This window comes from Acinetobacter sp. TWP2-2-3 (assembly GCF_049896445.1).
Classification (GTDB): Bacteria; Pseudomonadota; Gammaproteobacteria; order Pseudomonadales; family Moraxellaceae; genus Acinetobacter.
In genome coordinates this window covers 50455-62689 of sequence record NZ_JAFCUI010000003.1, presented here as the reverse complement: position 1 = coordinate 62689, position 12235 = coordinate 50455, and the positions used below count along the sequence as shown (strand labels likewise).

Here is a 12235-nt window from a genome sequence, read left to right as displayed (position 1 = left end):
GATTCTCAATTAAGGCTGATAATAAATATCGGCATCTGTTCCTTCACCACCCGATTGACCATCTGCACCAAATGAATACAGATCGAAGCTTCGACCATCGGTGCCCGGAATCACATATTGCAGTTCATTATCCCAGCTGTCTTTTGGAAAACCGCCTTTGACATAACCGCCCGGCACCCAGTTTTTTGCAGTCGCTGGCTGATTCACCAGTGCATCCAGACCACCTTCCTGCATACTTGGATACTTGCCATTGTCCAGCTTGTATTGATCCAGTGAACCTGCAATGCTTTGTAACTTGATCACGGTGGTATCGACTTTGGCCTTTTCACCACGTCCCATCACGTTCGGAACGATCAGCGCAGCAAGCACACCGAGAATTACAATCACCACCATGACTTCGATTAAGGTAAAGCCCGTCTGTTTATTTAATTGATTCCTTTTCATTCAATCTCTCTCATTTATTTGCATCATTCAGAATTTCCACTTGAATCTTGATCACAACAAAATTCTAACTGGTTTCTGTTTAAATCATATTATTCATGTTCACAATTGGCAGCATCACTGCTATCACAATGACCAGAACAATACTGGCCATCAACACCAGCATTAAAGGTTCCAGCAAGGCCAGTAAAGTTGAAATCAGGGTGGTCACTTCGCGATCCTGCATTTGTGAAGCACGTTCCAACATGCGGTCCAGTTCACCAGACGCTTCACCACTTTTGATCATTTGTACCATCATCGGCGGGAAATAACCACTGCGTTCCAGTTGGGTTGCCAGGTTGCCACCTTCAGTGACTTTTTCCGCTGCCAGATTGACAGAATCCCGGATCACCCAGTTGTTACTGACTGCGGCACCAATCCGCAGTGCATCGACCAGCGGCACGCCAGACTGGGTCAAAATGGATAAGGTACTGGCAAAACGTGCGGCATTAATCCCGCGTGACAATTTGCCGAATAAAGGTAATTTTAAGGTCAGACGGTCAAAGGCATAATGCCCGGCGGTGGTTCTTAAAAACCGGACCAACAGGAAAATCCCCAAAGCACCACCAATCAATAAAAATGGCCAAGCAATGCGGATAAAATCACTGGCTTTCATCAAGGCCACGGTAATCCACGGCAAGGCATCTTTACTCTGGTCAAAGGTCTTGACGATATCTGGCACCACATAGGTCATCAGCCCCATCACAATCGCAAAGGACATCAGCATCAGGATAATCGGATAGACCATTGCACCCTGAATTTTTTTCTGCATGGCAAACCGGTTTTCGGTATAGTCAGCCAACTGATCCAGAATCAGGTCCAGATGTCCGGAACGTTCACCGGCGGCAATTGTGGCAATATACAGTTCAGGAAAACGTCCGGATTGTTGCAAGCCCTGCGCCAGACTATGCCCTTCCAGCACTTTGGAGCGCACTGACATCAGCAGGTTTTGTACATGTACTTTTTCACTTTGCTTGCCGACGGCACGAATCGCTTCTTCCAGTGGAATCGCAGCAGCGACCAGCACGGATAATTGCCGGGTCATCAGAGCCAGATCATAGGCGGTGATGCTTTTTTCAAACCATTTTCGACGATGATGTTGATCTTTTTTTTCGACAGGATCAACAGAGACCGGAATAAGTGCTTTATCCCGTAATTGTTGCCGGATCTGACGTGCAGAATCCCCCTCCAGCACGCCTTTTTGCTGCTTTCCTGAAGCATCAAGCGCAATAAACTGATATGCAGGCATTGTAATGCTCTAATTTTCCAAAATTTTGCTTAACGCTGTTGCGTCAGACCACCGAAATCATTCATATTCTTTGATATAAATTATCTGCTCACTCTAACATAATCGAACTTTAAGCACGACGAAATTTCTTCAGGATCTCCACCCCAAGATATGCAAAATTCTCACACCGATTCCAGTCTACTTTATCGCGTACGCGTTGCTGTACCTGTACATGTATTTGATTGTTTTGATTACACAATGAGTGCAGAACAATTTGAACAGGCGCAGATTGGCGCACGTGTACTGGTATCGTTTGGTCGGCAGAATCTGGTCGGGGTGATTATCGAAAAACTGCCTGCAGACACTCCTCTCGACCCACGCTTTAAGCTTAAGGCAGTAACCGAACTGCTCGATGAACGCGCCATTATAGATGCCAAAGTTTTAAGTTTGTTGACATGGTCAGCGCAGTATTACCAGTTTCCGATCGGTGAAGTCGTCCACAGTGCCCTGCCGACTCTGTTGCGTCAGGGTAAGCCTTATAACCTGCTGGCCCGTACCTGGAAATTACTGGCCCCTGATGCCGAGGCCAAAGTACGCCGTTCGGACAAGCAGCAGGAAGCTTACCGGATTTTAAAACTGCATCCGGTCGGGACCACTGAAAATGTGCTGAACATGGCCGGGATTGAAACCGCGACCTTAAAAGCGCTGGAGAAAAAAGAGATTTGCGCCTGTGTGCTGGAACCACAAGATTTCAATCCGCAGCCGATGCAGCTGGCACAAATGCCGCTTACTGCCAATCCTGAACAAAAACATGCAGTCGAACAGGTATTAAAATATCGCAATCAATATCAGGCTTTTTTACTGGATGGTCTGACCGGCAGCGGTAAAACTGAAGTGTATTTGCAGATCATGGAACAGGTACTGAAACAGGGCAAACAGGTGCTGGTGCTGGTGCCGGAAATCGGCCTGACGCCGCAAACCATCAGCCGTTTTCAGTCCCGTTTTCATTGCCATATTGCGTTGCTGCATTCCGGGCTGAATGATTCCAAACGGCTACAAGCCTGGCAGTCGGCAGAAACCGGCAAAGCCTCAATCGTACTCGGTACACGTTCTGCCATTTATACCCCGATGCCGAATCTGGGCCTGATCATTCTGGATGAAGAACATGACCTGTCCTTTAAACAGCAGGAAGGCTTCCGCTATCATGCCCGCGATGTCGCCCTGTACCGCGGCCATTTACAGCAATGTCCGGTAATCTTAGGGTCAGCCACACCAAGCATTGACAGTTATGCGCTGGTGCAACATGGCAAGATGCAGGCACTGGAGCTGAACCAGCGTGCCGGCACGGCCTTGATGCCCAAAATCCATATTCTGGATTTAAAAGTTGCGCAAAAAAAGCATGGGATTAGCCTGCAATTGATTCAGGACATCAAAAAGCGCCTAGAGAAAAAGGAACAGGTACTGATTTTTTTAAACCGCCGTGGCTATGCCCCCGTCCTGCTTTGTGGCAGCTGTGGCTGGCAGGCGCAATGTCCGCACTGTGATGCCAACTTCACTGTACACCGTCAGCCTTATCAGCATCTGCATTGCCATCACTGCGGTACTATTCACCGTATGCCGGAACACTGCCCGCAATGTCAGCATCAGGAACTGGTTACACTGGGTATGGGCACCGGCAAAGTCGAAGAACATTTAAATGAGCTATTTCCGGATTTTGAGGTGATTCGGGTCGATCGCGATTCCACCAGTCGGGTCGGCAGCTGGCAAAAAATCTATGACAAGATTCAGAAAAGCGAACCGGCGATTCTACTCGGCACCCAGATGCTGGCCAAGGGGCATCATTTTCCTTATGTGACGCTGGTGGCGATTCTGGATATTGATTCCGGTCTGCTGAGTGTGGACTTCCGTGCTACTGAACGGACTGCGCAACTGATCGTGCAAGTGGCTGGCCGTGCCGGACGTGGTGAACATAAAGGCGATGTTTATCTGCAGACCCTCAGACCTGATCATGCCCTGCTGAATACCCTGGTCAATGAAAATTATCGCGTATTTGCCCAGCAAACCTTAAAAGAACGGCAGATGGCCAGAATGCCGCCCTACCGTTATGCCATCCTGATTCGCTGTGAATCCAAGGATCAGGCACAAAATACCGAATTCTTACAGAAACATGCGGCCGCACTCAGGCAATATCCTGATCTGGCGCTGGACATCTGGGGACCGATTCCTGCGCCAATGGAACGCAAGGCGGGGCGCTATCAGTCGCATATGGTGCTATTGTCAGCGGATCGTCCACGTTTGCATTACTATGCGCGCAGCTGGTGGCAAAACATGCTGCATGACAAACCTTCTAGCATGAAGCTCACGCTGGACATCGACCCTCAGGAACTGAGCTAAAAGATATTGCGCCTGAGGATCGGTCTGGAATACAAGACTCCCAGTCTGGATCAAGAATAAATTTAGGGCAGGAAAATGTCGATACTGTTACAAATAACACTGGTTCTGGTCATTGCACTGTTGATGGTGCCACTGAGTAAAAGGCTCAGGTTGCCAAGTGTGTTGGGCTATCTGTTAACAGGGATCATCTTAAGTCCAAGCCTTTTGCATCTGATTCAGGCACCCGAAGTCATGAGTAGTTTCATGCAAGTCAGCCTGATGGCATTGTTGTTCTGGATCGGCCTGCAACTCAGACCACAACGCATTGTGCAGATTAATCCCTCCCTGTGGATGATGGCTGCTTTACAGGTACTAATCAGCACCCTGATTTTCACGCTCATGGCCTGGGTTTTCCTTCAGCAAAGCCTACTCGCCAGCATTGTAATTGGACTCGCCGGCAGTTTGTCTGCCATGACTCTGGTGATTCAACATCTCAATCATCAGGAACAGTTCGCCACCAGTTATGGTCAGCAAGCCTATTCGATCCTGCTGGTTCATTCCCTGTTGGCCATTCTGGTGATTGCAGCTATTCCCCTATTTGCCGGGATTCGCTCGACTGAACATGGGGTGGCCTACTTTGCTGCCCTCATCGCGACGTTGAGCGGTCTGTTCCTGTGTAATCGTTACCTGATGCAGCCGTTGTATCGCTGGATTGCTAAAAGTGGCAGTCACGAATTGCATGCGGTTGTGGCGATTGCGGTGACCCTGGCATTATTAGTATTGATGAATACCCTCGGCCTAAATCTATTTCTCGGTGCTTTATTTGCCGGAATTTTACTGGCAGATTCAGATTTCCGGCCTGCAGTAGAAAGCACGATTCGGCCTTTTCAGGGCTTGTTGATGGGCCTGGCATTCATCAGTCTGGGCATGTCACTGCACTTAGCTGATCTACGCAATTTCCCCTGGATCATTCTCGGCGGCACCCTCACTTTAATCTTGGTCAAGTTTGCAATCAACCTGGCATTGGCGCGTTATCATCAAAATAGCTGGCGCAATAGTACTCTGCTGGCAGCCAGTCTGGCGCAAGGCGGCGAGTTTGCCTTACTGGCACTGGTGATTGCGGTATCCGACCAGATTATTACGGCCAATCTACTGTCCCCCTTGCTTTGGATGGTGAGTTTTTCCTTGCTGCTGACCCCCGCATTTTATTGGTTATTGCATAGCCAGATCTTACCGCGTCTGGATCACCACAATCATCTGGCGGCAACCTTTGAAACCGATCTCAATCCTCAAACCAGTACACCGATTCTGCTGATTGGCTTTGGCCGCTTCGGACAGATTATTGCCCGGATTTTACTGCAGCAGCAACACGCTTTTAGTGTCATGGACAGCAATTTGCCAGCCACTGAACTTCTGGCGCAGTACGACATCCCTTTCTATCAGGCGGATGCAACAGAACCGGAAGCCTTGATACAGACCGGCATTGCTACAGCGCAACAGGTGATTGTGGCGATTGATGATATTGAAGACTCGATGCTGATCGTGCGGCATCTGCGGCTGAATTATCCTGAAACCTGTTTATGGATACGTGCCCGTGACCGGCATCATGTGCATTTATTGCAGGATTTGGGCGTGAAACACATCTGGCGTGAAACTTATCTTTCAGCTTTGGAACTCAGTCAGGCCTTACTAAACCAGCTCAATCCTGACCTCGAAAATAGCCAGCAACAGATTCAAAACTTCCGCGAACAGGATGAAAAACTGCTCAACAGCCAATATCATCTGGATCCGGATGAACATCCAAATTATGAAAATCAGCGGAGCAGTTTAGCCGAACTGGAGCATCTGTTTGCCCAGGATCAACGCCATAAAGCGCAAAAACAAGCTACACAGCAGCAACAGGATACAAACGGCGCAGGAATTGATACGTTAAGAGATGAACTGTCATAACTTGTGTTTTACAATAATGACACCATTAAAGCAGGGTTATGGAGAATTTTATGTCTGATTTACGCCAACGCTTTTTTATTGAAGATAGCCCTGTTCGTGGTGAAGTGGTGCATCTTGAAGAAGCTTTACAAACCATTTTAGCGCAACGTGACTATGCCCCTGCAGTTAAAATCCTGCTAGGTGAAATGCTCAGTGCCACTGCACTGCTGGCCAGCACATTGAAGATTAAAGGGCGTATCAGCCTGCAAATTCAGGCATCGGGCACATTTAAATGGGCTATGGCTGAATGTAACCATTTGGGTGAAGTTCGCGCTCTGGCTGACTATGAAGAAGATCCGCACTTTCTGGTCGGTGAAGACAGTAGTACAGTGTTGAAATCACTCACCTCTCCGGTGCTGTTCATCAATATCGAACCAGAATTTGGTGAGCGTTATCAGGGAATTGTACCCCTTGATAAAGAAAATCTGGCGGGCTGTCTGATGCAATATTATGACCTTTCTGCACAGATTCCGACGCGTATTGTACTGGCAAGTGACCATCAGCGTGCAGGTGGTTTACTGATTCAGTTGTTGCCACGTAATAGTGAAGAAGAACAACGCCGGGTAGATGAAGACCTATGGCCACGTCTGACCATGCTCACAGAGACCCTGAAAACTGAAGAGTTAGTCGGTTTGCAAGCTACTGATATTCTGTACCGTTTATATAACGAAGAAGAAGTGCGTCTGCCAGATACGGAAGTGTTGAAGTTTGGCTGTACCTGCTCTAAAGAGCGTTGTGCAGTCGCTTTACAGCAAATCGGCGTAGAGTCGATCCGTGAAACGCTGGAATTTCAGAATCCGATCGAAATGGACTGTCAGTTCTGTAATAGCCAATATACTTTTACCGCTGAAGAAGCCTTGGGTCTATTTGGTAAACACCTGAGCTAAGCAGTTCTAATCCTTAAGTTTAAAAGCATTCCTAGGAATGCTTTTTTTTATATTTTAAAACCTATGGGACTGAGTTCAACAGAGCGTATTCTCCTACAGTAGAAAACCTGTCTACCCCCTGAATCAAACTCTCCTGTAAATCCAATCCAAAAATTCCAGTTAAATTATAAGATTATTCACATTAACAAAACCTAAATATTCATCATTTTCAAAAAATTATGAGAAAAACTGCACAGTTTATACTCTTGATTTAATTATGCTTTTAAAATAGATTAGAGCAATAATTCTAAAATGAATACATCATCAATTTAACAGGTATGTTATGAGAAAATTATTGAATACTCTAGTAATGGGGATGAGTTTAATCGCAGTTTCTAGCTTGGCCTTTGCCTATGAAGATCCATTATTGGGTAAATGGAAAACCATCGATGATCAATCGGGCTATTCTCGTGCGGATGTGGAAATTCGCAAGAAAGCAGATGGTAGTTATGAAGGGGTAATTGTCGAAACACGCAGCTTGCCTGGCGCAGAAAAAATGGGGATCTGTCATAAATGTCCAGGTCAGCTCAAGAACAAGCCTTTTCTAGGCCTGCCATTTATCTGGGATTTTAAGGCAGATCCGAAAAAGCCACGTGAATACCATGATGGCAAAGTACTTGATCCGATCAGTGGCAAAGTTTATAAGGGCAAAGCACGCTTAAGTGCTAATGGCAAACGTCTGACCTTACGTGGTTATGTGGGGGTATCAGTGATTGGCCGCAGTGTCACCTGGGTAAAATATTAATTTCAGAAAGATTTTCAAAGCCCCTGTATTTGGGGCTTTTTTCTTTGTCATGATTTGAAACAATAAGGTACAAATAAAAACTGTTTTGGGACAGCTAAAGTCATAATAATGGATCGAAGACGGTTATTTTTTATCCATTTATGATGATCAATCTTCAGCCTCGTTCAATTTTGCCCTTTGGTCTGCTTTGCAGCCCTGATATGGCACCCTCTATTCAACACAGGAAAGTGATTGAATACGCTTTGTCGATAACACATAAAATTATAAAAACCACTTCAGCTTTAACCTTCTTTGCCTCGCATGCTGCTGATAAAGATCCGGTCAGACCGACTGATTCATCGACTACCAGCACATCCCGACTCTTCACTCATGATCATTTGAGTCATCACTCTGAGTCTGCATGTCCAAGGATTGGAAAGCGTTCTATTTTAGCACCTTTCCTTTCTCCGGATTTTGCACACTTGGCTGTTTAAGGAGTAGACCCATGACTACGATTCAGTATCAAGAAAGTTTTTCCCACGGTTATACCCCCTCAGAAATTATGGACGATCGTTCATTTGACTTGATCCACTTTGCAGAAGCGTGTGGACAAAGCCCGGAATGGGTCATGCAGTTAATTGAACATGGAATTTTACCCAATCGTTCCACAACCCCGACCAGCACTTTCCTCGGCGAAGATATCTCGCGTGCACAACGCGCCTATCGCCTGCAACGCGATTTTGATGCCTCATTTAGCGCCGTTGCCATGATGCTGGACCTCATTGATGAGGTGCAGGAGTTACGCCGCGAGGTCAAACACTTGCACTTCAAGTAAATCCTTTTCATGTTCTGTCGATCTGCATTTTCAAGTGCAGATCAGAACATATTTATATTTAATTTTATGATTAGAGTATAAGAATCCCTATGAAAACCAAAGATTGCAATAAGAAAATCAAATACATGTTTCCCGAATACCGCGACTTGATTGTGCAACTTCGCGAGGAAAATCCCTATTTTGCCAAGTTATTCGAGGAACATAACGAGTTGGACAAAGAAATCAGCCAGCTTGAACTTGATCCAGTCAATCATATCAACAATGATATTGAGGCGATCAAGCGTAAAAAACTGAAATTAAAAGATGAAATTTATCGTTTGTTAAAAAGCTCTGAAGCGGACCCCTTGACCTGAGATCAACTGGACACCACATTCAGACCAATACTGACGCATAAAAAAAGCCCTAAGCCAGCCAAAGTAAACACTTTGACCAAGCTCAGGGCTTTTTTATTCTTATTCACACGAGTTTTCCCATGTGAATACTTTTAAGAATTAAACTTGTTCGATGTCTTTCATCGTTAATTTAATACGGCCACGGTTATCAACATCCGCAACCTGTACTTTTACTTCCTGACCTTCTTTCAATACATCTGCCACGTTCGCAATGCGTTCGTTTGAGATTTGAGAGATGTGAAGTAAGCCATCAGTACCTGGCAGGATATTTACGAACGCACCGAATTCAACAATACGAATCACTTTACCTGTATAAATTGTACCTGGCTCGATTTCAGCCGTAAGTGCCTGAATCTTGGCAACTGCAGCTTGCGCAGCCGCTTTAGTTTCACCAAATACGCGAACTGTACCGTTATCTTCGATATCAATCGCCGCTTTAGTTTCTTCAGTAATTGCACGAATGGTCGCGCCGCCTTTACCGATCACATCACGGATTTTATCCGGGTTGATGTTGATCACCTGGAATGTCGGTGCGTGCATCGAAATTTCAGGACGCGCACGTGAAATCACCTGGTTCATCTCATTCAAGATGTGCATACGACCCGCATAAGCCTGGTTCAATGCAGATTCCATGATCTCTTCAGTGATGCCTTCGATCTTTATGTCCATTTGTAGCGCAGTAATACCGTTTGCAGAACCCGCTACTTTAAAGTCCATGTCGCCCAAGTGATCTTCATCACCCAAGATGTCAGAAAGAACTGCGAAACGCTCGCCTTCTTTCACTAGACCCATCGCAATACCTGCAACTGGCGCTTTAAGTGGAACACCAGCATCCATCAATGATAATGAAGCACCACATACAGACGCCATTGAAGACGAACCGTTTGATTCAGTGATGTCAGAAACGATACGGATCACGTACGGGAAGCGATCAGCCGCAGGAAGAACTGCTTGAACACCACGACGTGCCAAACGACCGTGACCAATCTCACGACGCTTAGGACCAGATTCACGACCTGTTTCACCTACAGAGTATGCAGGGAAGTTGTAGTGCAACATGAAGTTGTCAGTTTTTGTACCTGCAAGGGTATCAACCATCAACGCATCACGTGTATTACCCAAAGTCGTTGTGACCAAGGCCTGAGTTTCACCACGTGTGAACAATGCTGAACCGTGTGCACGATCCAATACGCCTACTTGTACGTCGATTGCACGAACAGTTTTGGTATCACGACCATCGATACGTGGCTTACCAGACAGGATGTTGTCACGAACGGTACGGTATTTAAGGTCTTCGAACAGCTCATTTACTTCTTCTGCAATGCCAGTTTCGTCATTTTCAGGAACGAACTGTGCAACTGCTTCTGCATAAAGCGCGTCAAGTGCCGCATAACGGTCTTGCTTAACTGCAATCGTGTAAGCTTCAGAGATTTTCGCTTCGAATGCTTCTTTCAATTTACCAAGAAGTTCTTCGTTTTTAACTGGAGCAACCCAAGTTGATTCAACCGCGCCTGCAGCTGCAGCAAATTCTTTGATCGCCTGGATCGCAATTTGCATTTCGTCATGACCGAACAATACAGCGCCCAGCATTTGGTCTTCTGAAAGTTCTTTCGCTTCAGATTCAACCATCAATACTGCAGTTTCAGTACCCGCAACAACAAGATCAAGATCAGACTCTTTAAGTTGTTCAAGGGTTGGGTTCAGGATGTATTCACCGTTGATTAAACCAACGCGCGCGCCACCAATCGGACCACGGAAAGGTGTACCAGCAATAGACAATGCAGCTGAAGTACCCAACATTGCAGCAATGTCAGCATCCATGGTTTTATCAGAAGAAATAACAGTAGCTGTTACTTGAATTTCGTTGAAGTAACCTTCCGGGAACAACGGACGAATTGGACGGTCAATCAGACGTGAAATCAAAGTTTCAGCTTCAGACTGACGGCCTTCACGCTTGCCATAACCACCCGGGATACGACCAGCAGCATATTGCTTTTCTTGATAGTTTACAGTCAATGGGAAGAAGTCTTGACCTGCTTTTGCTTTAGGTTGTGCCACAACAGCAACAAGTACTTGTACGCCGCCCATGGTGATCACAACAGTGTTTGCCTGACGGGCAACACGACCTGTTTCCAAGATAACGTTGTGCTGACCGAATTGGAATTCTTTACGAATAATATTAAACATTGACATGTTTTATTTTTTCCTAGTTCTTGTGAACAATTATTCTAGTGGAGACCCCTAAGGTTTGGCATTCATGACCATATGGGCGAGTAAATGACAAAGCTTAGAAGCCGACCTCACCAGATTAAATACTATTTTTAAACACAAAGAAGGAGCGAAATATTCGCCCCTTCCACAGACCTAGCCATAAGCCAAGCCAACTTTAGTTTTCAGCAATACAGCACAAAGCATGCAATAAACCCGAAAATAAAGTTTAAATCGAATTAACGACGTAAACCTAAAGCACCGATCAATGCTACATAACGACCGTGGTCTTTACCATTTAGGTAGTCAAGAAGCTTACGACGTTGGTTAACCATACGGATCAAACCGCGACGGCTATGGTGGTCGTGTTTATGCTCTTTAAAGTGACCTTGTAAGTCATTGATTTGAGCAGTTAAAAGAGCTACTTGAACTTCTGGTGAACCAGTGTCGTTTTCAGCGCGAGCGAATTTAGCCATGATCTCTGCGCGATCTGCGTTAGTTAAAGCCATTCGATTTCTCCGAGATGCTTATATATTTTGATAAAAATCAAAGTGATGAGAATTCAAAACCTTGACTGCCGTGCATCACTACAGCAAGTTGCATATTTTAAGGGAAAACGCATCAAATTGCAAAAATAGATCCAGATTTTTGCATGGCTTTGGTCGCTCATTGATGCAGTTCAGATCCGATGACTCTTGTCCCCCAAAGATTCGGGTTTTGCATTATTTTAGTGAAATAAATCCAGAATGAATTAAATATAGAAATTCCTTTGAAAAGCCAACAAACCCTTTAGCTCGCGTGAATCTTCCGCTGCTCTCCATAAAATGGATAAAAAAAAGCCCGAGTAAACTCGGGCTTTTTGGCGCTGTAGTTCTTTCTCTTATCATTATTATTTATTGTATTATTATGGCGTTTTACGCTTATTATTATTTTCAAACATCCTGTTGAAAAATCATCTTCCTTGTGTGGTAGATTTTGCCACATTCCCACCAGACAACTAGAGGTATTTGCCTCATTTTACTGTAAGCCATTTCGTACATCATAGGGTAAAAATTTGCATAATGTTACACAGCTCTCGTT

General features: G+C 45.4%; 10 protein-coding genes. 6 read left to right on the top strand and 4 right to left on the bottom strand.

The window, feature by feature from the left end; all coding sequences use genetic code 11:
* Window positions 1–9: 9 nt before the first annotated feature.
* Together gspG and gspF are read right to left on the bottom strand one after the other, a co-directional pair.
* Entirely contained in the window at window positions 10–444 is a 435-nt protein-coding gene (gene gspG, locus ACP7AK_RS05705) for a type II secretion system major pseudopilin GspG (RefSeq protein ID WP_004278567.1), read from the bottom strand.
* Window positions 445–523: 79 nt separating this feature from the next.
* The gene (gene gspF / locus ACP7AK_RS05700; RefSeq protein ID WP_044111782.1) at window positions 524–1729 is read right to left on the bottom strand and encodes a type II secretion system inner membrane protein GspF; all 1206 of its coding nucleotides are present in this window, start codon (window positions 1727–1729) and stop codon (window positions 524–526) included.
* A gap of 150 nt (window positions 1730–1879) precedes the next feature.
* Between gspF and ACP7AK_RS05695 the strand changes: the two genes are divergently transcribed.
* The 6 genes from ACP7AK_RS05695 (at window position 1880) to ACP7AK_RS05670 (ending at window position 8908) form a co-directional block, all read left to right on the top strand.
* Window positions 1880–4102, top strand: a complete 2223-nt coding sequence (locus ACP7AK_RS05695) for a primosomal protein N' (RefSeq protein WP_425879011.1) — start codon at window positions 1880–1882, stop codon at window positions 4100–4102.
* A gap of 75 nt (window positions 4103–4177) precedes the next feature.
* Window positions 4178–6031 (top strand): cation:proton antiporter, encoded by a 1854-nt coding sequence (locus tag ACP7AK_RS05690; protein WP_425879009.1) that lies wholly within the window; start codon window positions 4178–4180, stop codon window positions 6029–6031.
* 50 nt (window positions 6032–6081) lie between these two features.
* On the top strand, window positions 6082–6957 hold the full coding sequence (locus ACP7AK_RS05685) for an Hsp33 family molecular chaperone HslO (RefSeq protein ID WP_004647344.1): 876 nt from the start codon (window positions 6082–6084) through the stop codon (window positions 6955–6957).
* Between the two features lie 322 nt (window positions 6958–7279).
* Window positions 7280–7741, top strand: a complete 462-nt coding sequence (locus ACP7AK_RS05680; RefSeq protein ID WP_148334810.1) for a DUF2147 domain-containing protein — start codon at window positions 7280–7282, stop codon at window positions 7739–7741.
* A gap of 484 nt (window positions 7742–8225) precedes the next feature.
* Window positions 8226–8555 carry a chaperone modulator CbpM gene (locus ACP7AK_RS05675; protein ID WP_004278573.1) on the top strand — a complete coding sequence of 110 codons (330 nt, stop codon included), beginning with the start codon at window positions 8226–8228 and terminating at the stop codon, window positions 8553–8555.
* Window positions 8556–8644: 89 nt separating this feature from the next.
* Complete coding sequence (locus ACP7AK_RS05670; RefSeq protein WP_004729352.1) at window positions 8645–8908, top strand: YdcH family protein; 264 nt, start codon at window positions 8645–8647, stop codon at window positions 8906–8908.
* 138 nt (window positions 8909–9046) lie between these two features.
* Here the strand turns inward: ACP7AK_RS05670 and pnp are convergent, their stop codons facing one another.
* Both pnp and rpsO read right to left on the bottom strand, forming a co-directional pair.
* The gene (pnp, locus tag ACP7AK_RS05665; protein WP_425879270.1) at window positions 9047–11134 is read right to left on the bottom strand and encodes a polyribonucleotide nucleotidyltransferase; all 2088 of its coding nucleotides are present in this window, start codon (window positions 11132–11134) and stop codon (window positions 9047–9049) included.
* A 260-nt stretch (window positions 11135–11394) separates the two neighbouring features.
* Window positions 11395–11664 (bottom strand): 30S ribosomal protein S15, encoded by a 270-nt coding sequence (rpsO, locus tag ACP7AK_RS05660; protein WP_004278577.1) that lies wholly within the window; start codon window positions 11662–11664, stop codon window positions 11395–11397.
* Window positions 11665–12235 lie beyond the last annotated feature (571 nt).